Source organism: Parabacteroides sp. PM6-13, from assembly GCF_029892605.1.
In the GTDB taxonomy this organism is placed as follows: domain Bacteria; phylum Bacteroidota; class Bacteroidia; order Bacteroidales; family Tannerellaceae; genus QVMG01.
The window spans coordinates 422511-448937 of record NZ_JARXWF010000001.1 but is presented as its reverse complement, the minus strand read 5'-3'; the positions used below and the strand labels follow the sequence as shown (position 1 = coordinate 448937).

General features: G+C 48.7%; 20 protein-coding genes. 6 read left to right on the top strand and 14 right to left on the bottom strand.

Translation table 11 applies throughout. The annotated features are described in order from the left end of the window. Positions 1–63: 63 nt before the first annotated feature. Positions 64–819, bottom strand: a complete 756-nt coding sequence (gene truA, locus M2134_RS01735; RefSeq protein ID WP_280749677.1) for a tRNA pseudouridine(38-40) synthase TruA — start codon at positions 817–819, stop codon at positions 64–66. 153 nt (positions 820–972) lie between these two features. Here truA and M2134_RS01730 point away from each other — a divergent pair, with 153 nt between their 5' ends. Then, complete coding sequence (locus M2134_RS01730; RefSeq protein ID WP_280749676.1) at positions 973–1332, top strand: hypothetical protein; 360 nt, start codon at positions 973–975, stop codon at positions 1330–1332. Here the strand turns inward: M2134_RS01730 and M2134_RS01725 are convergent. Continuing rightward, on the bottom strand, positions 1329–3062 hold the full coding sequence (locus tag M2134_RS01725; protein WP_280749675.1) for a DNA polymerase III subunit gamma/tau: 1734 nt from the start codon (positions 3060–3062) through the stop codon (positions 1329–1331). The genes M2134_RS01730 and M2134_RS01725 overlap by 4 nt on opposite strands. 70 nt (positions 3063–3132) lie before the next feature. On the opposite strand from M2134_RS01725, the gene M2134_RS01720 reads away from it, so the two are divergent. Both M2134_RS01720 and M2134_RS01715 read left to right on the top strand, forming a co-directional pair. Further along, positions 3133–3438, top strand: coding sequence for a septum formation initiator family protein (locus tag M2134_RS01720; protein ID WP_280749674.1), 306 nt, complete (start codon positions 3133–3135; stop codon positions 3436–3438). After that, complete coding sequence (locus M2134_RS01715; RefSeq protein ID WP_280749673.1) at positions 3439–3774, top strand: hypothetical protein; 336 nt, start codon at positions 3439–3441, stop codon at positions 3772–3774. It abuts the gene before it with no gap. A 78-nt stretch (positions 3775–3852) separates the two neighbouring features. On the opposite strand, the gene M2134_RS01710 is transcribed toward M2134_RS01715, so the two are convergent. Continuing rightward, the gene (locus M2134_RS01710) at positions 3853–4461 is read right to left on the bottom strand and encodes an OmpH family outer membrane protein (RefSeq protein WP_280749672.1); all 609 of its coding nucleotides are present in this window, start codon (positions 4459–4461) and stop codon (positions 3853–3855) included. A gap of 32 nt (positions 4462–4493) precedes the next feature. Continuing rightward, a complete protein-coding gene (locus M2134_RS01705; RefSeq protein ID WP_280749671.1) occupies positions 4494–4709 on the bottom strand; it encodes a hypothetical protein in 216 nt (71 codons plus the stop codon). 223 nt (positions 4710–4932) lie between these two features. On the opposite strand from M2134_RS01705, the gene M2134_RS01700 reads away from it, so the two are divergent. From M2134_RS01700 to M2134_RS01690, 3 genes are read left to right on the top strand one after another with little or no spacing between them, the layout of a single operon-like run. Further along, positions 4933–6393, top strand: a complete 1461-nt coding sequence (locus tag M2134_RS01700; RefSeq protein ID WP_280758114.1) for an aminoacyl-histidine dipeptidase — start codon at positions 4933–4935, stop codon at positions 6391–6393. Between the two features lie 57 nt (positions 6394–6450). Next, positions 6451–7950 (top strand): hypothetical protein, encoded by a 1500-nt coding sequence (locus M2134_RS01695; RefSeq protein WP_280758113.1) that lies wholly within the window; start codon positions 6451–6453, stop codon positions 7948–7950. 8 nt (positions 7951–7958) lie between these two features. Beyond that, a complete protein-coding gene (locus M2134_RS01690) occupies positions 7959–9008 on the top strand; it encodes an endonuclease/exonuclease/phosphatase family protein (RefSeq protein ID WP_280749668.1) in 1050 nt (349 codons plus the stop codon). A gap of 8 nt (positions 9009–9016) precedes the next feature. Here M2134_RS01690 and M2134_RS01685 read toward each other — a convergent pair whose 3' ends face one another. The 10 genes from M2134_RS01685 to M2134_RS01640 form a co-directional block, all read right to left on the bottom strand. Beyond that, on the bottom strand, positions 9017–10555 hold the full coding sequence (locus tag M2134_RS01685; RefSeq protein ID WP_280749667.1) for a YifB family Mg chelatase-like AAA ATPase: 1539 nt from the start codon (positions 10553–10555) through the stop codon (positions 9017–9019). Positions 10556–10638: 83 nt separating this feature from the next. Further along, complete coding sequence (locus tag M2134_RS01680; protein ID WP_280749666.1) at positions 10639–11760, bottom strand: TlpA disulfide reductase family protein; 1122 nt, start codon at positions 11758–11760, stop codon at positions 10639–10641. Between the two features lie 93 nt (positions 11761–11853). Further along, entirely contained in the window at positions 11854–13176 is a 1323-nt protein-coding gene (locus M2134_RS01675; RefSeq protein WP_280749665.1) for an NCS2 family permease, read from the bottom strand. A 15-nt stretch (positions 13177–13191) separates the two neighbouring features. Then, positions 13192–13902 carry a DUF5020 family protein gene (locus M2134_RS01670; protein ID WP_280749664.1) on the bottom strand — a complete coding sequence of 237 codons (711 nt, stop codon included), beginning with the start codon at positions 13900–13902 and terminating at the stop codon, positions 13192–13194. Positions 13903–13919: 17 nt separating this feature from the next. After that, positions 13920–14519: a Fic family protein gene (locus M2134_RS01665; protein WP_280749663.1), complete on the bottom strand. Its 600-nt coding sequence runs from the start codon at positions 14517–14519 to the stop codon at positions 13920–13922. Next, a complete protein-coding gene (locus M2134_RS01660; protein WP_280749662.1) occupies positions 14512–14733 on the bottom strand; it encodes an antitoxin VbhA family protein in 222 nt (73 codons plus the stop codon). Before M2134_RS01660 ends, M2134_RS01665 begins: the two co-directional genes overlap by 8 nt. A gap of 103 nt (positions 14734–14836) precedes the next feature. Next, entirely contained in the window at positions 14837–16444 is a 1608-nt protein-coding gene (pckA, locus tag M2134_RS01655; RefSeq protein WP_280749661.1) for a phosphoenolpyruvate carboxykinase (ATP), read from the bottom strand. A 341-nt stretch (positions 16445–16785) separates the two neighbouring features. Beyond that, on the bottom strand, positions 16786–24228 hold the full coding sequence (sprA, locus tag M2134_RS01650) for a cell surface protein SprA (protein WP_280758112.1): 7443 nt from the start codon (positions 24226–24228) through the stop codon (positions 16786–16788). Between the two features lie 36 nt (positions 24229–24264). Beyond that, complete coding sequence (ruvA, locus tag M2134_RS01645; protein ID WP_280749659.1) at positions 24265–24852, bottom strand: Holliday junction branch migration protein RuvA; 588 nt, start codon at positions 24850–24852, stop codon at positions 24265–24267. 92 nt (positions 24853–24944) lie between these two features. After that, entirely contained in the window at positions 24945–26399 is a 1455-nt protein-coding gene (locus M2134_RS01640) for a TrkH family potassium uptake protein (RefSeq protein ID WP_280758111.1), read from the bottom strand. Positions 26400–26427 lie beyond the last annotated feature (28 nt).

Sequence of the window (26427 nt, the reverse complement as noted above, 5' to 3'; positions counted from 1 at the left end):
GCAACGTACGCTTAGCTGATAGCTGAAGGCGCAGAGCAATTGGGAATACCTATCCATTATCAATTATCCATTATCAATTAATTCCGATGGGTAGGTGATGTCTTCCAGGAAAAGGGCGTGTCCGGGAGCGGAGGTGCCGGCGGCTCCCCGGTCTTTGGCTTCGATCACCTGGCGGAAACCATCCAGGGTGAGTTTGCCTCGTCCCACTTCAAGCAGGGTGCCTACAATCGCACGTACCATATTGCGCAGGAAGCGGTCGGCAGTGATGGTGAAGACCCAAAAGCCCTCCTTTTGTTCCCAACCGGCATGGGTGATGCGACAATTATTTGTCTTTACATCGGTATGCAATTTGCTGAAACTGGTAAAGTCGGTATAGGTATAAAGCAATTCGCAGGCTTTGTTCATCGCCTCAAAATCGAGTGTGCCATAGATGCGGCAAAGCCAATCGAAGCGAAACGGATCCTTCTCGAAAGTGACATAATAACGGTAGGTGCGCGAGGTAGCATCGAAACGGGCATGTGCTTCGGGCGTAACAGGCACGATACGATACACCCCGATATCTTTGGGCAACAGGCGGTTGAGCTTATCGGCCAGCTGAACGAGGTCGTCAAACGACTCCTCCCAATCGAAGTGAGCCACCATCCGACGAGCATGTACGCCTGTATCGGTACGCCCGGCTCCTGTGACCGGAACCGGCTTGCGCAGGTAGGTAGCCAGCGCCTCCTCCAGCGATTCCTGTACGGTCACCCCGTTGGGTTGCTTTTGCCAACCGCAGTAATTTTTTCCGTTATAGCCCAGGTATATAAAGTAGCGATTCATCTTTTTTATAACGCATTTTATGCTGAAACGACTGCAAAGGTACGAAAACTATCAGAAGAATCTTCACCGTCTTTTAAACCAAACGAAGCGCCGTTCGTCCATGATATATCAATGTGGGAAAATCCTTATTGTTTAATTAAAAAAATGAATCACATGAAGAAGGTTTTATTTATTTGTTTGCTGATGGTGATGGGCACCGTAGGCATGGTAGCACAACAGGACATGCAGGCGCGCATGAAAGAAAGAGTAGAGAACCACGTGAAAGAGTTGAAGTTGGAGGGTGAGAAAGCTGAAAAATTCAAAGCAATCCAAAATGAATTCATGGGAAAAATGCGGACTGAAATGGAAGCCATGCGTGATGGTGGCAATTTCGATCGCGACGCGATGATGGAGAAGATGACGAAGATGAACGAAGAACGCGACGCAGCCATCAAGAAGATTCTTACCGCAGAGGAATTCAAAAAGTACCAGGAGATCCTGGCCAAAGAACCTCGCGGACCACGCCGCAATTAATCGATCCGCAAATCAAACTCGTCTCTTAGCTTGCCTAAAAGCGGGTTCGCATCTAATAAATGCTGGTATTTCTCCGTTGAGGTGTATGCCAGCTTTTTTTCGTTTGTCTCGCTGATACTAACACGCATCTGGATATGCGTATTCCGAAGCATCTGGCGGAGGTAAGAGAGGATGGGCAGTGCCGCGTTCAATAACTCATCCTGTTGCAGTTGATTATGCACCTTTACCTCAAACTGATGATTCGCCTCCAATACCGGCTTACAGTTAATCATGGCATTTTTCAGATATACCTTCTCCTGCAGCTGATTAGCATACTCCATCCAGTGTTTCAACAACTCCTCTTCGTTGAAAGGATTCGACTGCTCAACAACAGCGGCTTCCGTCTGTGAATGGTTTTCTTCGGATTTTTCTCCGCCCAATCCTTTGATCGAAGTGCTCTTGGGGCGAGATAGTTTTTCCGCAGGAGCCTGCGTAGGCGTTACCGACGGAACAGCAATAACCGGCGGCGCGTCTGTCGCCACCTGTGTAGTCACCGCTTTCGTTTCCGGAGAAGACGCCGGTTCGGACGCCGGTTTGGCAACAACCTCAATGGGTTTAATTAGTGTTTTTTTTTTATCCTCCGCATCCGGTGCGGCAGGAGTCATCAACTGGCAGAGTTGAATCAGCGTAAGTTCCAAGAGAAGCCGTTTGTTGCGGCTTGTCCGGTAGTTCAGATCGCATTGGTTCGCCAACTCGATTGCTTTGAAAAGGAACTGATCCGGGCATCGGCGAGCCATCTCGATATAACGCTGCCGGATCGAGGCTCCCACCTCAAACAACACCAGGGTGGCCTCATCTTTACACACTAACAGATCGCGGAAATGGTTCGCCATCCCGCTGATGATGTTTTGTCCTTCAAAGCCCTTTCCTAATATCTCATTCAGAAGCAGGATAGCGCTACGCACATCACCCGTCAGGATAGAATCGGTCAGGCGGAAATAATACTCATAATCCAATACGTTCAGGTTGTCGATCACTGCCTGGTAAGTGATATTGCCATTGGTGAAGCTCAACACCTGGTCGAAGATCGACAGGGCATCACGCAGTCCACCATCGGCTTTTTGCGCTATCACATTCAAGGCTTCCGGCTCAGCTGTCGCCCCCTCGCTCGTGGTCACATACTGCAGATGCTCCACGATATCAGCTATCGTGATACGGGAAAAGTCATACACCTGGCAGCGGGAAAGGATCGTAGGCAACACCTTATGCTTTTCGGTAGTCGCCAAGATAAACAACGCATGATGGGGCGGTTCTTCCAAGGTCTTCAGGAAAGCATTGAAAGCGGCCGAGCTCAACATATGCACCTCATCGATGATAAACACTTTGTAGCGCCCGATCGCCGGCGGGATACGCACCTGTTCGATCAACGAGCGGATGTCGTCCACCGAGTTGTTGGAGGCTGCGTCGAGCTCATGAATATTATAAGAGCGCTGTTCGTTAAACGCCAGACAGGATTCGCAGGCATTGCAGGATTCCCCCTCGGCCGTAGGAGTCAAACAGTTGATTGTCTTAGCAAAGATACGGGCGCAAGAGGTCTTTCCGACCCCACGCGGTCCACAAAACAGGTAGGCATGAGCCAGTTTATTATTCTGAATGGCATTCTTCAGCGTAACCGTGAGTGTTTTCTGCCCTACTACGCTTTGAAAGGTCGAGGGGCGGTATTTCCTTGCCGAAACAATATAGTTATCCATATAATAGCGCTTTTATAGAATAGGCAAAGATAATGAAAAATATTTATTGCTATCTTTGTCGGAAAACAACATGAGCCGCCTCAAAGATTTTTATCAGAAGTATCTCTCGTGGATCAATGCCTACTGGCTGGTCGCGATCGTATTCCTGGCGTTGACCCTAACGGCCGGGGACAGTAGCCTCTATATGCGCTATCAGTACGACGAAAAGATACGCAGCCTGGAGAAAGAGATAAAGGGATACCAAGAAGAGATAAAAGAAAACCGGGAAAAGCTCAACGCATTGCAAACCGACAGGGAGGGGCTGGAGCGTTTCGCCCGTGAAGAATACTTCATGAAAAAGCCCAACGAAGACGTTTTTATCATCAAAGAAAAATAAATGAAATCACCTATCCGCAACATACTTTATATGCTATCGGCTCTTTTGCTTTTAGCCGGAGCCACACTGCACTTCACCCAATGGGCATTTGCCCCCTATCTGTTTGCGTTCGGTGCCGCCGGGCTGACGGTCTATCACCTGACCATGTCTCCCAAAGGCATGGATTTCCGCCACAAGCGCTTGCACAACTTCAATATGATTGCCGGATTACTGATGATCGTAGCCTCAGGCATGATGTTTTCCCAACGCAAAGAATGGGTCATACTCCTGCTTATTGCCGCTATATTACAGGGATATGTAGCCTTTGTTTGGAAAGAAGAGAAGAAAGAGGAATAAACAACAACAATAGATATCGTTATACAAAAAAGGCAATCACCCGAAGATGATTGCCTTTTTTGTATGTTGTTATCTTACTTATTTCCCCGGAGAATAGTTCTTATTCATCTGCTCAATCACTTCCGCTGTGATATCATACACATCGTCAGCCAACAGGATGTTGTCACCACCGGTATTGCTTAAGATCACTTTATAGCGCTTGTCCATATTGAATATCTTCAACTGAGCCACCAAGGTGTCACGCAATGTCTCGCTCATACGCAGACGTTCGCTTTCCAGTTCCATCGCTGTACGCTGTTCTTGCTCCTGAAGATCCTGGTTCTTCTTTTGAATACGCTGGTATTCCTGCTCGGCACGGTCACGGGTCAGAAACGCGTTATTATCCACCTTACGTTGGAATTCAGCAGCTTCCTTTTCCAATTCACGCATCTTGGAAGTCAGATTCAAGCGAGCGTTTTCATGACTCTTCATCTGCAACTCCGTCAGATCCTTCGCGTAGTTGTAGTTGAGCAGCAATGAATCGACATTGATGTAAGCGATAGGCAGATCACCTGTAAGGGATTCACCAGATTCACCGGAGCGAGCTCCCGATTCTGCAACACCATTACCCCCTGCGAAGTGCAGGATAAACAAAATAATCACGGCTACCGCCAACACTCCGTTAATAATATAGTTAACGTTCTTCATAGAGTTCAATTTATATTACTTTAATCATTCTATTATTTCATTCTTTTCATACGTTCTTCGAGGTTACGCGGGTTCATCGCCTGACGATGTTGTGTCTTAGCGCAAGAAATCCCCTTCTCCCCTAATGCTTTGTTACCTTCCACGTGTGTATTAGGGAACTCGCCCCCCTTTTTCACTATCACTTTGACAGCTAATAGTGCCACACAAATAACAATTATTAAAACCGTAAACAATAAGGTTGTAAGCATTTTCCGTATATTTGCATAGGTAAGATGCGATAGCATAGTTCCACTAAGTTTAGCTCTGCACTCGGCACCCACTCTATTTGTGGACGCAAATATAAGAGTTTAACTGATTGGAAAGTATCTTTTTGACAATTTATTGTAGTTTTTTTCGTTGTCAAGGCCTTATCGTCGAGCATTATTAACAATAGTATGCACGCTTTTGTGCAGATTAACACATTTATATAACATGAAAATTACAGACTTAAAGCCCGAAATCGTTTGGAAGTTTTTCCACGAAGTAACACAAGTACCGCGTCCTTCAAAGAAAGAAGAGAAAATCATCAAATACCTGGAAGGGTTTGCCGAACAGTACAATGTACTGATCAAAAAAGATGAGGCCGGCAATATCCTGATGTTCAAACCCGCCACGCCCGGCTACGAGAAGCTGCCGACCGTGATCCTCCAATCGCATATGGATATGGTTTGTGAAAAGAACAGCGATAAAGAATTCGATTTCGATAACGACCCGATCGAGACAGTTGTCGACGGTGACTGGTTGCGTGCCAACGGAACCACCCTCGGTGCCGACAACGGCATTGGTATGGCGGCCGAACTGGCTATCCTGGCTTCCGACGATATCGAGCATGGCCCGATCGAATGCCTCTTTACGGTAGACGAAGAAACCGGCCTTACCGGAGCCAAAGCCCTGGAAAAAGGCTTTATGAATGGCGAGATCCTGTTGAACTTAGACAGCGAAGACGAAGGCGAACTCTTTATCGGTTGCGCCGGTGGCAAAGACACACAGGCTTCCTTCACCTACGAACCGGTGGCAGCTCCCGAGGAGATGCTGTATTTCAAAATAACCGTCAGCGGATTGAACGGCGGACACTCCGGCGGCGACATCCACAAAGGGCTGGGCAATGCCAACAAACTATTGGTACGCTACCTCTACCTGTTGATGGACGAAGATATGCCTTTCGCACTGGCTACGATCGACGGAGGTAACCTGCGCAATGCCATCGCCCGCGAAGCAAACGCGGTCATAGGCCTCCAGCCTTCCGACAAAGAAAAGGCGCGTGTGTTGTTGAATACCTTTGCGGCTGATGTAGAAAACGAATTGAAACATGCCGATCCCAACGTGAAACTGACCATGGAGTCTGCCGACCGGCCGGCAACCGCGATCGATGCCGTGACCACCCTGAAGGTGATTCTCTCCATGCATGCCTGCCCGCATGGCGTTATCGCGATGAGCCATGATATCGAAGGATTGGTTGAAACATCTACTAACCTCGCCTCTGTGAAAATGAAAGAGGGAAACACCATCGTGATTGGCACCAGCCAACGCAGCTCGATCAACTCCAGCAAGCTCGCCATCGCCAACACTGTGAAGGCTTGTTTTGAAATGGCAGGAGCCGATGTGACCCAGGGCGACGGCTATCCGGGATGGACACCCAACCCGAACTCACAAATCCTGAAAGTAGCAGAGGCCTCTTACGAACGCCTGTTCGGCAAAAAGGCCAAGATCATGGCTATCCATGCCGGTCTGGAGTGCGGGCTTTTCTTAGAGAAATATCCTTACCTCGATATGATCTCTTTCGGCCCGACGCTGCAGGATGTACATTCTCCGGCGGAGAAAATCCTGATACCGACGGTTGAACTCTGGTGGCAACACCTGCTCGAAACATTAAAGAGCATTCCCGCAAAATAAATCATTGCCATATACGTTATTAAAGAAGCCCCTCCTCAAAAAGGGGCTTCTTTTAGTATGCAGAAACTTCCTATCTATAGTCTTTTGGCATTGCTCCTGATGATGGTGGCCCTGCCTGCCTGCGAAGAGTTCGACGAGAACTATTCCACCAACCCCAACCTGAAGCTCCGCTTTTCCGTAGACACGCTTGCCTTCGATACCCTCTTCACCGAAACGGGATCGACTACCCGGCAATTCATGATCTACAATCGCAACAAAGAGGCGCTTAACATCGAACAAATCCGCCTCGCCGGAGCCGAAAGAAGTGGTTTTCGCATCAATGTGGATGGCCGTAAGGGCAGTGAGTTCGAACATATAGATATCCCGGCCGGCGACAGCCTGTATGTATTCGTGGAGGTAACCATCCGCCCGCACGACCAGGATCAACCGTTTGTCATGCAAGACTCCGTCCTTTTCAGCTACAACGGCAACAACGAATTCGTATTGCTCCATGCCTACGGACAGGATGTCTACCTCTATAAAAATGGCGGCGAGATCACAACCGATACCACCTTCACCGCCACCCGCCCCTTCCTGATCTACGGCGATCTGGTCGTTGCGCCCGGCGCGACGCTCCGCATCGAAGAGGGAGCGACCTTCTATATGCACGACAAAGCTAATATTATCGTACACGGTAGTCTGTTAGCAGAAGGATCCGAGGAGCTGCCAATCACCATCCGCGGCGACCGAACGGACTATATCATTCCCAGTCTGCCTTATGACCATTCGCCTGCGCAATGGGGTGGCATCCGGTTTATGCCGGAGAGCTACGGCAACAAGCTCGATTATGTCTACATCCGCAACGGCAACAGCGGTCTCGATTGCCTGCCTGCTACGCCCGACGAGCGGAAAATCAGCATCACCAACTCCCGTATTTCCAATATGGGGGGCAATCTGTTGAAGGCGGTCAACTGTGACATTGAAGTGATCAACACCGAACTCAGCAATGCCCGCGACACACTCGTGGCCATCCGGGGCGGAAAGGCCGACTTTATCCATTGCACCTTGGCCAACTATATGTCGGTGGCCGGGCGGCGCGATACCACCTTCACCCTATACCTGTCGAACAACCTGTCGAAAGAGCAAACCGCTCCGCTGACGGTCCGCTTCGACAACTCCTTGATCGATGGCAACCGCAATGCCGGAAAGAGCCACACCGAAATGGGGGGTGAAATCTTTTTCGATAGAAACGAAAACGAAACATTCGCGTATCATTTCAACCATTGCTTGATCAAGACAGCGATCGAAGAGGATCCCAACTATACCAACGTATTGACCATTCCCGCCTCAACCGGTTCTTCTTACACATTATTCTTCAAGACCGGTAGCAAAAAGAATGAATATAGCTATGACTTCCGCATCGCAAAGAATGATGTAGTGGCTGTCCGAAATGCCGACCCGGAAGTAGCCGCCCGCTACCCCATCGACCGGTATGGTGTAAGCCGGACGGAAGGTGCCTTCGCTCCGACCATAGGAGCCTATGAATTTATCCATCTGGAGGAAGAAGAAACGGAATAACACCCCGCATGAAAAGAATTGTCTTTCTTATTTTTGTAGGACTTTTACCACTCCTTGGCTACTCACAGGTGCCCGATGATTTCCGGATCATGTGGTACAATGTGGAGAATCTGTTCGACACCACAGACGATCCGCAAATCAACGACAACGAATTTCTGCCCGGTGGCAGTCGTCGCTGGACTCCGAAACGCTATAATCACAAACTACGGCAGATCGCCCGGGTTGTCAATGCCGTTGGCGAATGGAGCACGCCGGCGATTATCGGGCTTTGCGAAGTAGAGAATGATACGGTCGTGACCCATCTACTCACACGCACCCCACTACGCAATCAGGCCTATCAATATGTCATAACCACCGGCTCCGACACCCGCGGAATCAACGTCGCCCTCCTCTATCAGCGCGATAAATTCGCCCGTATCGGTCATCGTTCTATCCCTGTGGTCTTCCGGGAAGGACGAAAGAAGCCGACACGCGACATCCTGCATCTATGGGGAAGAGTTATTACCGGCGACACGCTCGATATCTTCGCCTGCCATCTCCCCTCGCGTTCGGGAGGTGAAAAGGAGACCGAGGCTTACCGGATGGATGCCACCCGTCAGATGCGCCACCTCTGTGACTCCCTCCAGCGCGTTCGTTCTGCTGCCCATATCATTTTGATGGGCGACTTTAACGATACGCCTACCGATAAAAGCCTGCGCGAAGGATTACGAGCTATAGTTTACGATCCGGAGAAAACCCGCCCCTCCACCAAAAAGTCGCTTTCGCTCTATAATCTATTTGCCGACCCCAAACGGTTGAGCCATCCCGGAAGCCATAAGTATCAAGGTGAGTGGAATCAGTTGGATCATATCATCGTCAGCGGCAACCTGCTCAAACCGCAAAACCGATTACATATCCTTTCCGAAAGCATCCGCCTTTTTGCCCCCGATTTCCTGTTCACCGAAGATCAAACTCACCGAGGCCGGCGTCCCCTCCGAAGCTTCTACGGCTACCAATACGAAGCCGGCTTCAGCGACCACCTCCCACTAATCGTGGATTTGGAAATAATAAAGCCTTAATAAAAGACTCACATCCCCCAACTTTCACGGTCGAGATTGCGGTAGTTGATGGCTTCGGCCAGGTGGGTGGCCAGGATGTTTTCCTCTCCTTCGAGGTCGGCGATGGTGCGTGATACTTTCAGGATGCGGTCGTAGGCGCGGGCGGAAAGGTTCAGGCGCTCCATGGCGTTTTTCAATCGCTCGAGTCCTTTGGCGTCGGGAACGGCATATTGATGTAATAATTTTGTGGTCATTTGGGCATTGCTGTAAATGCCGGGATGATCGGCAAAACGTTTTTCCTGGATCTGCCGGGCGCGGATCACTCTTTCGCGAATGGCCTGGCTCGTTTCCGATGGTTGACGGTCGGAGATCTTTTCGAAGGGAACCGGCACAATTTCAATTTGTATATCGATCCGGTCGAGTAGAGGACCGGAGATGCGGTTCATATACTTCTGCACCGCGCCGGAGCTACAGAAGCAGGGGCGTTCCGGGTGATTATAGTAACCACAGGGGCAGGGATTCATAGAGGCCACCAGCATAAAACCGGCCGGATAATCCACTGTAAACCGGGCCCGTGACACATTGATCATGCGATCTTCCAGTGGTTGTCGCATGACTTCGAGCACGGATCGGTTGAATTCCGGAAGCTCATCGAGGTAGAGCACTCCATTGTGCGCCAGGCTGATCTCGCCGGGCTGCGGATAGGCGCCTCCGCCCACCATGGCGACATCGGATATGGTATGGTGGGGCGACCGGAAGGGGCGTTGTGGCATCAACGAGGTATTGCCATTGATCTTGCCGGCTACGGAATGTATTTTGGTTGTTTCCAATGATTCTTCCAGGGTAAAGGGTGGGAGGATAGAGGGTAATCGCTTTGCCATCATGGATTTACCACTGCCTGGGGGACCCACGAGAAGCACGTTGTGGCTGCCAGCTGCGGCTACTTCGAGGGCTCGCTTGACGTTTTCCTGCCCCTTCACCTCCGAGAAATCCATCTCGAAGGCCTGTTGTTTGCCGTAAAATTCTTTTTCTGTATCGATGGTCAGGGGAGTGAGTTGCTTTTTGCCATCGAAGAAAAGGATGACATCCAGGAGATTTTCTACGCCATAAACCTCCAGACCATGTACGATAGCCGCCTCTTTAGCGTTTTGCCAGGGCAGAATAAATCCCTTGAAGCCATCCGCTTTGGCCTGCAAGGCGATAGGCAAAACCCCTTTGACCGGTTTCAGGCTGCCGTCGAGCGATAGCTCGCCCATTAAGACATATTGATCCAAGCGCGAGGCATCGACCTGTTCCGTGGCGGCTAATATGCCAATCGAAAGCGGAAGATCATAGGCTGAGCCCTCCTTGCGGATATCCGCAGGGGCCATGTTGATCACGATACGGTTACGGGGTATCTTATAGCCGCAGACCTGCAGGGCGGAAATGATACGTTCGTGGCTCTCCCGCACAGCAGCATCGGCCAAGCCGACCAAAAAGAATTGTATCCCTTTGGAGGTGTTTACCTCTATCGAAACAGGAATGGCGGAAATGCCTTGAACCGCCGCGGCGTAGGTTTTGACTAACATGGCAAGATAATGGTTAATTATATAATTATGAATGAAGAATGAAAAATGAGGAATGAAGAATCAAATATGTAATTCTTCATTCCTCATTCTTCATTCTCTTCCTCCTCCTCTTCGTCGAGCAGCTTTTCCAGTGTCTGCTTAATCTCGATTCCATTATCTGTTTTCAGCAGAATTTTTCCCTCTTCGTCGATTAGGAAGCAGCGTGGAATAGCACTTACATTATACAGATCGATCATCATGGTTGCCTGTCCGGCAGAGTCGGTCACCAGGTTCCATGAGATACTATCCTTTTCCAGGTAGGCACGTACCTCTTCCGGGTTTGAATCCAGGCTGACCAATAAAACATCGACCTTATCCTGTGGGTATTTGCTTACTACCTGATCTAAAAACAGATCTTCCGTCTGGCACATATCGCACCAAGGGGCGGTAAAGGCAAGCAAGAGATATTTGTCAGGGAAATAATCCAGGCTGACCTTATCGCCATAGACATTTCTTAAAAGGAAATCGGGTGCTTCGGCTCCCAATTCCGTACGTTTTGCACGGATGCTGAACTGCTCCAGGTCGCGTGCCAGGTAGAACTCTTTCAGTTGAGGATCGAGCAGCGCCAGTAACTCATCCATGCGTCGGGTGTCGTCCGGCTCGGCAAAAAACATCTCAATCAATACCACCGAAGACTCTTCGTCGGGGAACTCCTTGATATGATTAATAACCTCTTCCTGCAGTTGAATATTAATATTCGAAAGACGAGCGATCATTTCGGTCTCTTCCTGCGAATTGTTGTTACCGTTATTCAGTTGGTTCGTAAGGTCTGTGTATTCTTTTAGAAGTGGTGTCAGTTGTTTTCGAACCATGCTCAGTTGGTCATTGATGCGTCCTCCCTTCATTTGCAACAATAGCGGATAGCGCGCATCGCCCGACAGGGTGACTTTGTCGCCCGGTTTGAGGTAGGCCGTCACCCAACGACTGCGATTCTCAAAATAGATCGTCACGCTGTTGAAGCCTTCTGTTTGCTGAAGTATTTTGAATTGCCCTGATTTGGTGCATTCTATGGTATCGACTTGTCGGTAGTCCTCGTTTTCGAAAACAGCATAGATGATCGGATTTTCCAGGTTGGTAAGTTTCCCGTCAACCCGGTAGACATAGTCCTTGCCACAAGATGACAAGCACAGTATGAGCCCTATGAATACTGCTATTTTACTTTTCATTGTTATACAATTTCCCACTATAACTAAAAGATGTGGTAAAGATAATAAAATAATTTAAAAATGCTTTATTTTTCTATTAAAATTATAAAAAACTCACCCGGTTATATGGAGTGCATCCAGGACTAATTTCAATAAAAACAGGACAGCCAACACATATACTGTTGTCGAAACCTCTTTCGATTTTCCGGCGCAGAGCTTGATCAAGGCATAGCTTAACATCCCAAATACGATACCATTGGCAATGCTGTAGGTGAACGGCATAAAGATAATGGTCAGAAAGGCGGGGAGCCCGTCGCTTATATCGTTGAAGTTGATTTTAGCCACTGAGGAGATCATAAACAAACCGACAACAATAAGCGCCGGAGAGGTGGCTGCCGCCGGAACCATCAGAAACAGAGGCGCCAGAAACAGAGCCAGGGCAAAAAACAGCGCCGTGCTTACCGACGTCAGTCCTGTACGTCCTCCCGCTGCTACGCCCGAAGCGCTTTCTACATACGAGGTCACCGTACTGGTACCCAAGATCCCTCCGATGGTCGATCCAATTGCGTCTGAAAGCAAGGCTTTCTTCATTTGCGGGAAATCACCATTCTCATCGGCCAATCCCGCCTTGGAAACCACGCCGAGCAGGGTGCCTGCCGTATCGAACAGATTCACAAACAAGAGGGTAAACACCACGATCAGCATATCGAGTGAAAAGGCATGTTCCCATTCAAACTGGGCAAAAACAGGAGCAATAGAAGGGGGAGCACTGATAACGCTTGAACCAGGGAATGTCACATCTCCCAATAATACGCCGAAGAGGGTGGCCACCACGATGCCGATCAGGATAGCTCCATTCACATTCCTCGACAACAAGATACCCGAAACAAGCAACCCCACCATGGCAATCCAGACACTATGCTGCGAGAAATCACCCAGGGTAACAAGCGTATCGGGATGCAACACCACGATGCCGGCATTCTTCAGTCCGATCAGGGTGATGAATAGTCCGATCCCGACCGGTATAGCATCTTTCAGTACTTTCGGAATGCTCTTGACGATGATCTCCCGTATCTTAAAAAAGGAGATAATAATAAACAGGATCCCTTCCAACAGTACAGCAGTCAACCCGAATCGCCATGAATAGCCCATCACTCCGCAGATCGTAAACGCGAAGAAAGCATTCAAGCCCATGCTCGGTGCCAAAGCAATCGGTAGTTTGGCATAGAAGGCCATCACCAGCGTTGCCAATACCGTCGAGAGGACCGTTGCCGTAAACAACGCTTCCCGGTCCATCCCAGTGGTTGAGAGAATGCTTGGGTTGACAATCAGTATATACGACATGGTCAGGAAGGTGGTCAGCCCCGCTATTACCTCCCGGCGAATGGTTGTTTTATTCTCTGTCAGACGAAATGTCTTCTCGATGAAGTGTTTCATGATAGGATGTTGTTTTTAAAAGTTCCACTTAGCCCCGATTGTTGGGTTGATATAGGCTTTGTCTTTTCGCAGTAAGAAATTGTTGCTGATTTCGATTTCGGTACCAAAAGAGAGATGATCGGTCACGTTATACCATAATTGCGGTTCGGTCAGCAATACGATCTCTTTGCCGCTTTTGCCTGGCGCGTGTGTTTTGTTTTTGTTCTGTGTCCAGATATCGAGGAATCCGGCAAAGGTCAGTTTGTCGTTTAGGAAATTGATGCCCCAGGTAGCTGTCCACTGTATGTCATTGCTCACCTTTTCAAAGGCGTTGTATTTGTAGGCAAGATAGGTGCTGAGGTTTGCTCCTTTCAGGTTTGTGGCATACGATACACCCACCAGGTAAGCATTCTCAATGCTGAATCCGAAGCTATTCGCATTGCCCACCCCACCGTTGAACTCGATATGCGCCATGATCGGACATTTACCAAAGCTGAAATCGCGGGCAATCTCCAGATAGGCGGTTCCGATATTCCCCCGGCTCTGGTTGAAGTCGAGGTCGACAAACATAAACGTAGAGCCCCATTTGTCGGGTTTGAACATCTCGAAGGTAGCCGTAAAGAAATTGGTGTCGGAGATCTTGTCACCATGAATACCATGCCGCGGATCGAAATGTAATTGCAAATTCTGGGCATACATCCCAAAAGAGATGAGAAACAGCGAACAGGCAATAAAGAATCTTTTCATATTGTTATTTATTCTAATTATTTTGTAATAATCTCCAGTATCAATCTCTCCAATTGCTCCAGATCTCCGTTAATAGTTCCAGACATATAACGCTCGTAAATATCAGCATTGTCCGGTGGATTGAGATTGAGTTTCACTCCTTTTTCCAATGCAAGCAAATGCAAAAACTCACGTTGGGTGCGTCCGTTGCCTTCACGAAACGGATGTAGAAAATTGATATGATCAAGGATTTCAGCGAGTTTATGAGCCAACTGCGGTTTATCGTTCCGGGCGATTTTCAGGAATTCAGAGATAAGCGTGTCGATAAAAGGTAATGCCCTGTGAAAATGACTAAGCGGGAAGAAAGGCTTTCCTCCCTTACTAATCTCTACCGTTCGCATTTCTCCGGCCCATGAATAAATATCCTGAAACAGATACCTATGGATAACAAATAAGGCTGTCGAATCTTTGATTTTGAACGGTTTGGATTCTAATTCACTTATCCGTTTTGCTACTGCGCCACTTTCTACGAGTACCAATGTATCGTAATCCGTAACATTCGCCAGATTTCTTAATATACCGGTCTTGGGGTCGGTATAGGTATAGTCGGGGTCTATATAACGATATGGCTCAGACATGAGCTACATCCTTTGCGGCTTCGATGAATTGCGAGAAAGTGATTTTGTTCATCAGGTACTCCCGGATGAGGAGGATCTTGCTTTCTGTCGGATGGAAGCCCTCGTACATATTCGAACCAATGGCGTTTGCTGCGCGTTCAAGCATTTCCAGGTCAGGGAATGGAACCCCCATGATCGTAAGGTTCTTTCTGTCTATTTGGATGGGTTTGAACATGATGAATCGTTTATTATTAAATAAAACAGTAATACAAAGATACAAAAAAAAGAGGCACTTCGAAGGAGGTACCTCTTTTTTAGTCATATAATATTGTAAAAGATTACAATTTCGGTCCGGCAGCAACCAATGATTTACCCAGGTCGTTTCCGGTGAACTTAGAGAAGTTCTTGATGAAACGGTTAGCCAGGTCTTCTGCTTTAGTTGTCCACTGTGCAGCATCTGCGTAAGTGTCACGCGGATCCAGAATGTTAGGATCAACGCCCGGCAATGCAGTCGGAACAACGAAATCGAAGTAAGGAATAGTCTTAGTCGGAGCCTTGTCGATAGAACCGTCCAGGATAGCATCGATGATACCGCGTGTATCTTTGATAGAGATACGTTTGCCGGTTCCGTTCCAACCTGTGTTCACCAAGTAAGCCTTAGCGCCTGATTTCTGCATTTTCTTCACCAATTCTTCACCATATTTTGTTGGGTGCAATGACAAGAAAGCAGCACCGAAACAAGCAGAGAAAGTAGGAGTCGGTTCAGTGATACCACGCTCTGTACCTGCCAATTTTGCAGTAAATCCAGAAAGGAAGTAGTACTGAGTCTGTTCCGGGCTCAGGATAGATACCGGAGGCAATACGCCGAACGCGTCAGCCGACAGGAAGATAACTTTTTCAGCAGGACCTGCCTTAGACACCGGTTTCACGATGTTGGTGATATGATCGATCGGATAAGAAACACGGGTGTTTTCAGTTACCGATTTATCGTTGAAGTCGATTTTACCGTTGGCATCAACCGTAACGTTTTCCAACAAAGCATCTTTGCGGATAGCGTTGAAGATGTCTGGTTCGCTGTCTTTATCCAGGTTGATAACCTTTGCATAGCAACCACCTTCGAAGTTGAATACGCCTTCGTCATCCCATCCGTGTTCGTCGTCACCAATCAACAGACGTTTCGGGTCGGTTGACAAGGTAGTTTTACCTGTTCCTGACAGACCGAAGAATACAGCTGTGTTCTTACCTTCCATATCTGTGTTAGCAGAGCAGTGCATAGAAGCCATACCTTGCAGTGGCAACAGATAGTTCATGTAAGAGAACATACCTTTCTTCATTTCACCACCGTACCATGTGTTCAGGATTACCTGGATCTTTTCAGTCAGGTTGAATACAACAGCCGTTTCTGAGTTCAAGCCCAGTTCTTTGTAGTTTTCAACTTTCGCTTTTGAAGCGTTCATGATCACGAAATCAGGTTCGCCGAAGTTAGCCAGTTCAGCTTCTGTCGGACGGATGAACATGTTTTTCACGAAATGTGCCTGCCATGCTACTTCCATGATGAAGCGCAGTTTCAAGCGGCTGTTTTCGTTAGCACCGCAGAATGCGTCAACCACGAACAGACGTTTGCCTGAAAGTTGTTTAGTTGCTAAATCTTTTACAGCAGCCCAGCATTTTGCATCTACCGGTTTGTTGTCATTTTTATATTCTTCAGAAGTCCACCATACGGTATCCTTGCTAGTTTCGTCCATTACGAAGAATTTGTCTTTAGGAGAACGGCCGGTGTACACACCTGTCATCACGTTCACAGCACCTAATTCGGTAGCCTGACCTTTTTCAAAACCTTCCAAACCCGGTTTTGTTTCTTCTTCGAACAATTGATCATAAGACGGATTGTAAACGATGTCAGTAACACCCGTAATTCCGTACTTGCTTAAGTCTAAATTAGCCATTTTGTTAATAATTTAATTGTTTGGTTTATATTACTTTTATCTCACTTCCATGCAAAAAAACAGGAGGGAGTAACCCTGTTTGAGTTTACGCTTGAAAACAGCCTTGTAAACCGGATACAAAAGTAATATAAATTTCGAATGAAAAACCGGCATTAAGGAAATTTTTCAGTATTCCTGTCACTTTTCCATGCTATTAACATTTTGAGTGTACAAATTGCTCACTGGAGTTGGCAATTAGCCTCTTTTTATCATTCTAGATGACAGGTAAAAAAAATTCTCACCCGCATGAGAATTTTTTCTCACGCGGGTGAGAATTTTTTTTGAAGCTTAGTTGATGGTGTTTACTGCGTCAGGGAGAAGCGGATGCTGATGCCGAAATTAGAGTTGGAAGTGGGGAAAGAGGCACTCGAGATAAGCGGCTTATTGATCTGAAGATCATAGAAGGCACGCAGGGAGAGCGCGCGGCTGAGGGCGTAGTCGAGGGAGAACATCAGGGTCTGTGTCACGTTTCCGCTGGTGGCCTGTGTCAGGTTCTCTTCGATCTTACGTATCAACGACTGTGTCTTCCGGTACGAATAATCGAAACGGATATCCAGGTCGTTGCTGAAGTTCTGCGATGCTTTACGTTTCAGTACTTTATTAAACTCAGTGATCTTATAGCCGATACCTACGATCAATTCATCGTTCAACGACTCCACGATCTGGTACGAGGAGACATTGAGGCTGAGGGTGCTACTGGTGTTATACGCCATACGGCCGGTCATATTGCTTACCAGCGTGGCATCGGCACCAAACAGCGGATTAAAGCTCTCCGAAATAGAGACCGACGACATCTCGTACGGAGAAGAGGGGATCGGGTTATCGGACTGCGTACTGCTGATGAATCCGAGGTCGCCACCCGCACTAACCCAGTTGAGGGAAGAGGTGTAGGAGCCGATCGAATAGATGCTTCTATAGCGGTGGCTCAACACAAAGCTCTTGAAATGCTTTTTGAAGAATGGGATCTGAACAAGCCCGTCGTAGGTGATCGACCAGTTGGGCAGCAGGTTAGACAGCGATGGGAAAGGGGAGAGGCTCACCTTTTTCGCATCTTTTCCGGTATAGGCAGCGATAAAGGCAGGAATCAATACATCCGCCGAATTGCGGTAGACGCCTCCTTCGAGATCGGGTTGGAAGTCGGTGCCCGCATAGGGTGTGCCTTCCAGGAAGCCGGTCGTTGGATATTTCTTTCCTATATACTGTTGTTGCACGCGATTGCGGATAATATCCCGGTTGTTCAGGAAGTCATTAAACGCTTCCGATTTATAGTTGTCGGACGCGCTTCCACCTCGCTTGAAGGTAGAACGCAGCGAGATCGTGGTCATCGTGAAATTACCGCCGCGTATCTCGGGCATACCGTCGTACATATATTGCACCTGCGTGTTTTCCGACGTGGTGCGGTTGGCATTCAAATCGATCTTCAATCCGGCGATCGGTTCCAGATTGGCACGCAGATCGAGCGAGGTCGTTAGATTGATGATGGCAGGATTCACATTGTTCTCGGTCACCAGCCATCCCCGGTTGTAGGCATCGTCGATAAAGCTACGACGCACATCGCCAAAGGCAAAGCCAAGACCGGGCGCCATGGCACCGCCGCGTCTTTGTCCGAAAATATTGCCGATCTCCGGCCGGAAACCGGTGATGGTCATTCCGTCGGTCTGGGTATAGGATATATTCATGCGGCGAAGCATCATCAGGAAGCGGGCGGAGTATTGCGCCACATCGGTCATCACGCCGGAGAAGTCTTTGGCAGCCGGTTGGATAACGATTTTAAGCTTCACCGTATCTTTCGTATGGATAATCGCTTCGGCGAAATTCAATCCTTTGGCTTTGATCGGATAGGACTTGCCATCGAGCGTACGGGCAGTGATGCGCACGCGGTTCTCCATCATATTGTGCTTTACGATCGTACCGCTATCCGGATTCAGTGTCACTTCCATCTCTACCCGTGGCTTTTTCTTGGGTGCCTGTTGTTGCTGGCGTCCGCGGGAGGAGGTGGAGGCTGTTCGCGGCGTAAACCGTTGGTTGACCTTCTTCAGGTAGGCACTCTTATTGTAGAGCGACTGGAAATTAAGGTTTGCCTGCCCATTGATCTGTCGTTGGTTACGGATGGTATTCCCGATCTCCACCGAATCGATTTCGAGCGTGGCGCCTCGATCCCAGTTGTAGGTAGCCGAATAGGAGGCATTGGCGGAAATCCAATCCAGAATAGGAATGCTTTGCAGAGGCAGCGTCCAGCTGGCCTGGAAGCTCTGGTCGTATTTCAGAGGCGTTCCCCAGTCGCGGATGCTCTGGGCTACCGAGTCTTTCCACATCTGGTAATCGTCGTAATTCAATTTCTTATTTACCTGCACATAAGGCTCTTCAATGCGGGCGTTCGTGCCGGAGTTGAAAGAGAAATTCAGGCTATTTGTCAGGTTCCAGCGGATGCTGAAAGCTCTGTCCCAAAGGAAATTCTGGCTGAACGACGGATCCATCTTCATGCCGGTATTGCCCACGTCGCGCAATTGGATCTCATAGTAATTGCGCATCATAGCGGTCTGGAAGCTGATATTCGACGGTAGATAATTGATCGCCAACTGCTTCAGGTAGCGGGTATATCCGTTATCTTTCTTGATCATCTTATCGAACGGTTTCAACGGCGGAAGATACGGGGTGTAGTTGTAAGCAAAGGTACCCCGGTAGTCCTTTGTTGTTTCATATTCTGTTTCCGGATTGCGCTTGTTTTGTTCGCTGAAAGAATAACCGAAAGAGAAGTTCGCCGGGTCGTAAGGCATAGGCGTTTTGCTGCGGATATCTACCTTCACATTGTTCAGGGCAATGCTGCGCGTGGTGACCTTGTCTTGTGCAAAGCGGCGGATAGAATCTTTCTCCGCTTTGGTATCTACGATAGCCAGTGCCTCCTTTAATTCAATGTCCTGATCCAACGGATTGTATTTCGGGTCGATCGTCTCGTTCGAGATCGCGTAATAGAGCGGGATATTCACCTTCGCCTTCTCCGGGAAGAATTTGCCCAACTGGATATTAGCAGCCACGCTATACTGCATATAGTCATCCATACGGCGTTCCATCAGCGATTGATCGAGGGAACCGAAGCCGGCGGTTTCGATTCGTCCACTGGCGCTCACCGTTCCGAGGTCGGAAATAGCCACGTTGAGGTTGGCATTGGCAGCCCATCCACCCTCTTCGTTGAACTCGGTCAGACGCAATTCATTGACCCATACCTCACCACTCTTGATCTCGTTGGTGTTATTGCGCACCCCGATCATAATGGTTTTCACCTCCGAAAGGGTAGGGTTCCCGATGATGCTGATCGTATTGCGTGTGTTGTTCGGGTCGTATTCCGAATAGAGCAGATGGTAATCAACCCCCTCTTTGCCCTCTCTACGGGCTTTGTTTCGGTTGAGTTTCAGATCGGTGAACACATCCAGTGCGATATCGATCATATTCTCCTGGGGCCAAACCGTCAATTGGTCGCTGTTGTTTTCATAATAACGTCCCGGAGGCGTGATCGTTTGAGGCACTTCGTATTCGTAGTAATTGTTCTTATAGTCGGATCCCAAACGGATAAACACGGTGAAGTCTCCACTTCGAAGTTCGGAAGAGAGCTCCGGTATCTCCTTGAAGTTTTCCGCATGGGCAAACAGTTGGAGGCGCTTGTACTGGCGCAGGTCGAAATTGGTTGTTTTATAGATAGCCCGCGCATCCAACGGTGCCAGGTTAGTCACCTGCAGAGAAAGGGCCTGTTCGTTTTCCTGACGCAGTTGCGGCTGACCGGGGTCGAGCATACGGGTCACGCCCGGAGGCAATACATAGTTTACCGGCTGACGGTCGCCATTCTCTTCGATGTTGATAGAGGATACATCCAGGGAGCCTTGTACGGAAGGCGGCAGGCTCGGATTGGCCAATGTCTGTTCATAGGTGCGCCAATCGCTTCTGACCAGTTCGAACGTACCGAATCGCAATACGGTTGGTTGCTTAAAGCCAGTCATATACATACGCATGAAGCGGATCGACTTAAAGTCGCGGATCGAGCCAACGGCGCGGTTGTATTTCTTCACCGGAATCTTAAAGAGATACCATTTGACCCTGTCTTTGGTATTGTTGGGCAGATTCACCAGCGTATCGCGCATATCCACGATATAGTTCGTGCCGACTACCAGGTCTTCTTTGCGGAGTGAAACGCGGTATTCGTAATATTTCTCGTTTTCATTCAGGTTATTATCCTGGTTGAGGTCTTCTACATCAGGTAGGGTCTTAGATGCCTGGTTGCGTGTGCCGGTCGCCTCTTTGGAGTTACCTTCCGTTCCGTTGAAACGTTTATAGCGTTCCAGGATGCCTGCCTCCTTGCCTTCGTAAAAATCGTCACGGAAATACATATAGTTATCACCGGCCGGGTCATTATAGGGAGAGAAAGGATCGGATTGCATCTGGTTGATCACCTCCGGCGACAAGACCATCGGCAGTTTATCGAGATACTCTTTATAGGCACCGAATGATTTTTCGTCATTGCTGGAAAGACCGTTCAATCCGACATCTTGCTTCTCACGCGCACCGGCTGTGTTATCAAAGGCATATCCGGTACTTTGGTATTTAGGAACACGCCCCCAGACGGTCTCTTCTACTTTCGACATATCGTCGTCGATCGGCAAACCGTTTTCAAAGAATTTCTTTTCGTCTTTCAGGATATCTTCCGACACATCGCCCAGGTTGAAATAGAGATCTCCTCCCTCTTTCATCTCGTTCTCGCCCAGGAAAGGATCCATCAACCAGAACTCGATAAACTCGAAATTGGCCGTTTCAAAATCACTTTGTTCGATGCGCCGCATCATCCCGCCCCAACGTTTCTCGGGGTTCATGAGTGTTCCGTCGGGATTCAGGTTGTCGGCATCCAGGTTGTAGGGACCGCGCTCGTTCGGGTAATAGGCCACGTTAAGCACCGAAAGGATAGACGATTCACTGTAGGTCTGCTCCCGGTTCGGGAACAGTTCGGCCACCGGGATAGCACGCACGTCATGTTTCGACAATTCGTCTTTATCGCGGATGATCGTTGAGTTCGAACGATTCATTATACCATCGATATAATACCACGCAAGTAAAGCGCGGTTCATACCGTAGGTGATATCATTCACCCGGCTGGCTTCCGGGAAGAGCGGGTTTTCACCATCCTGATAAGGGGTGCTCGATAGCTGCCAGGAGTAAGGATTCTGCAGGTTCGCACCGCTTTGTGTCGATTCGAAGTCGTCCAGGTAGGTATATCCCCCTGAGTATTTATTCTTATAATGACCGGCAATCAAGTGGGCAAACTCCGCGTTGAAGGAGATCTGACTGGGCTTGCTCAATTCGAGCAACGGCAGTTTGTCGAACATATTGGTCAACCATTGGCTCTCTTTCTTGAAGGAGGTGTTCAATCCCCAGAGGGTATTCTTCACCGACTCGTTGCCCATGGTGGTCTTCACGGTCAGCGGCATCTCCGACATATGCATAATGGTTGCCCCGAGCATAAAGTCGCGGCTGAACTGATAGTTGAGGTCTAAGCCAAGCATCGTCTTTCGCTGCATACTAAAGGCCGACTGATCTTCCAGGCGGACACTCACCGGGGTGTTACTGGATAGGATGCTCTCATTTAGGATGGTCACGATACCGGAGGTATAATCCACCGTGTAATCGACATTCTCTGACAGGGTAATGCCCCCGGCGGTCACCACGACAGACCCTCTGGCTACGTTGGTGGCTCCCAGTTGGATCTCTGCTCCGGAAGAGGCTCTGTACTCCCCACTCAATAGGTATTTATTCTTTTCGGCGATCTGCCGGGCAACGGTCAGGGTCGAGTCATACAGCTCTTCATAGACATATTTATCGGCAATCATATCATTGCCGATCTTCTTCCTGAGGTAGCTGCCGAAAGGCTCTACCGAAGGGAAGAAAATACGTCCCGTTTCGGAGTCGACCGTATACCCGTCCAAAAAGTCGAAGAAGCCGTCCGGGCGCGGATTGTCTTGCGAATCCAGGCGATCCAGGTTCATGACCCGAAGCAGTATTTCGTCCCGGATATTGCCGTCGGAGATATAGTTGAGGTAGGTACCTGTCGTATCGCTTTGATACAGGATATCCATCTTGAACTTATCTTTCTGAATAGAATAGGCGCCCAGGTAATAGACGTTTTTCATCATCAGCTTCCAGAAAGGCATGCCCGGTGAAAGACTTGTTCCTTTCAATAGCTTCACGAAAAGGGTAGAGGAGGTGTTGCTCGCATTTTCTTCGCTTCCGCCTACATTGTCGGTAGAGAATTCTCCTACCTGGTAGGTCTTCCCTTCGTATATATATTCAAAAGCCACTGCCAGTACCTCGTCGGACTGCAACGGGGTGCGCAGGGAGATATATCCTAATTGCTTGTTTAGTATGTATTCCGATTCTTCCAACTTACGGGCGCTCTCGATTTTCTCATACTCGATACCGCCTTCCAATAGCCCATTCAATACTTGGTTCACGCTGTTTATATTACGCAAACCGTCGATCGTATTCACCTGATCGTACAGGTTGTTGGTCTTGTTGTAGGGAAGGTTGGATGCCCCTGTGGGTTGCACATAGGTGTTGTTATAGATATGATCGGCATTATGTTCCGCCAAGTCAGAGAAGGCGACGATATTACGTGCCTGATTGAAATTGCTTCGTTTATTGGTTACCCATACCTCTACCCGGTTGATATTGATCATGGAAGAGATATGCGGCAGCGAAGACATCGCCTGGTCGTATTTGTCATAGAAATAATGCGAAAGGAAAAAGTGGCGGTTCTCATCATATTGATCGACGGTCAGTTCAAAAGGTTTTGTTTGTACCCCACCTTTGGTACTGACCGTTTTGGATTCCGACTCCTGCTGTGCAAACAGGGTATTCACACGCAATTTTCCAAACTGAAGATCCGCCTTGATACCAAACAGGGATGCGCCCCCACGGATCAGGGAGTTGCTGGTGGTCATGCTGACATTTCCTGCTTCGATATTCTTGATGATCTCGTCCTCTTCGCCCCGGTAGGCCAGTTTTAGCTTCTTGGAGTCATAGTCGAAAGAGGTCTCGGTGTTATAGTTCATATTGAAATTTACCTTACTCCCCACCGATGCCTGCACGTTCAACTGCACATTCTCATCGAAATTAAAAAAGGTACGACTACGGGAGCGTTCGGGTAGAGAGGGGTTGTTGGTCGTATTGTTTTTCAACCCCATTGTGATGTCGGCAGAACCCTGCGTACGCACACGCACGCCTCCCGGTCCGAAGATCTTTTCCGCGGCGCCCAGGTCGAACTGCATGTCGGTCAGGTTAAACTCTTTCTCTGCCTGTTTTTGAAACTCTTCTTCGTTTTTCTGGCGGTAATAGGAACGTATGGACTCCCGGAGGCTATGATCCTGATACTCTTCCGGTGTCAGGCTGATAGGCGTGGTGATATCCATATCGCCAATCTTTGTGCGGATCAGGTAATAGCCTGTGCGGATATCATATTCTATCGTTGTTTTCAGGTTGTCGGGATCGCGCAGGTCGGCAGGGGATTGTTTCAAGACATCTTCATATGCTTCGGGAGCTGTTTTGGCCACCGGATACTTGACCACCGTATCGGGTGGCAATTCGCTGGGCAGATCTGTCGGAACGATAAGCTCTGTATTCCGGAACCCGAAATTCATAGCATATATCCCCATTCCAAACAGCAATAGGCCTATCCAAAGTATATATTTCAGTATCTTTTTCTTCATCCTTTTCAATTGTCAACCTCCCTTGGGAGGCCACTATCACAGCATCCGCAAAGCCGATTTTACCACCTGCTCCACCGGCAGCGCTGGGGAGGTTTTTACGATAGAAAGCACTGTTTTCTGGGATGCCGCCTTCGGGAAACCAAGCATAACAAGCGCGGCAACCGCCTCTTCTACCACATCGGCATTGCCCATCAGGGCGCCCGGAGTAGCCGGTGCCTCACCCAAAAGTTTTACTTTGTTCTTGAGGTCGACCAAAATACGCTGTGCCGTCTTCAGTCCAATGCCTTTTACAGCGGTCAGGGCGGCTTCGTTCTTGGAGACAATCACCTGTACCAGCTCTTCCGGCGGTAGGGAGGAGAGAATCATGCGTGCGGTATTGGGACCAACGCCTGATACGGAGGTTAGTTGCGTAAACAGCTCCCGCTCCTGTTTGTCGGCAAAGCCAAATAATATGTGGGCATCTTCGCGGATCACCTCCAATACATAGATTTTTCCGGTCTGCCGGCCATTGAATGCACTGTAGGTGGTGAGTGAGATATTGAGTTCATAGCCGATTCCGGCACACTCCATTACCATACGGGCAGGGGTCAATTCTACGATTTCCCCTTTAATATATTCGATCATTTTCGCGCGCTCTTATGTTAGTCGTACCTATTATAACGCAAATTATGCCAAAAGCGTATATCCGGAAGGAAGAAAATCTTGACGGGGAGCGATCATTGCTTCCAGAATCCCGGCACCAGAATCGTCAAAACAGTAAATATCTCCAGACGTCCGGTCATCATCAAAAAGGAGAGGAACCATTTGGAAACCACCGGTACCTCTGCATAGCTGCCGATAGGTCCTAACGAACCCAATCCCGGCCCTACGTTGCTGATCGCCGAAATAGCCGCACTCAGCGATTCTTCAAAGGACATTCCGTCCAAGGCCAACACCATGCTGCTGACCAATACCAGTGAGATATAAGCAAAGACAAACGCTAATACCCGTTGCACGATCTCGGTCGATACCACATGTCCGTTCATTCGCACCGGAATAATCGCATGCGGATGTGTTTGTTTCTTAAATTCATTGGAAAGATTTTTCGTGAGAATCACAAAGCGCCCCATCTTCAAACCACCACTGGTAGAACCCGCACAGCCGCAGATAATCATCAATAACAAGACGATCACCCAATAGAATCCGCCCCAGGTGATATAATCTTCGACAGCAAAGCCGCAGGTGCTTATGATCGATATCACCTCGAAAGCCGATTTGCGGAAGGCGATCTCTATATCCGACTCAAAGCCGTTATACAACAGCCAGGTCACCGTCAGGGCTATCGCGCCTAAAACAAAAAAGGCAAACCAGCGGAACTCTTCATCTTTGAAAAGCTTCGAAGGTTGTCGGTTCAGGCAGAAATAGATCAAGGTGATATTGGTGGCGCCGATAAACATAAAGACTATGATAACGTAATGGATATAGGCGGAATCCCAAAAGGCGACAGAGCTGTTCTTCGTGGAATAGCCACCGGTCGAGATCGTTGTCAGCCCATGATTCAGGGCATCATAGAAGTCCATAGGACCGATCCAGAGCAAAGCGATGACCAAAGCCGTCAATAAAAGGTAAACGCCCGACAATCGCTTGGCCACCTGGGCGATGCGCGGTCGGAAACGCTCGTGCGTGATTCCCGGTGTCTCCGCGTCGAAAAGCTGGGAGGCTCCTCCCCCGAATATCGGGAGCAGCGCCACCGTAAACACGATCATGCCGATCCCACCCTGCCATTGCGTCAAGCTGCGCCAAAACAGGATTCCTTTCGGCAACGCCTCTATATCGGTCAGGATAGAAGAGCCTGTTGTCGTAAAGCCCGACATGGTTTCGAAGAAGGCATCCGTTACATTATCGATATATCCTCCCAAGAGGAAAGGCATCATGCCAAAGAAGGAGAGAAACAGCCAGGTGAAGGTCACGGTCAGCATCCCCTCCCGGCGTCCGGCATTAAACTCGTCGGCATTCCTTCCGATCAGAAAAAACAATATCCCCGCCCCGAAAAGGATCGCACAAGAATAGAGTAATGGTAGTAGGTCCTCCCCCCCATAGAGAAAAGCAACCAGGGCAGCCAAGAGCATAAAGACTGTTTCAAAAAGAAACATCAGCCCAAGCATTTTTATGATGAAACGAAGGTTTAGCAATTGATAATTGATATTTGATAATTGATAA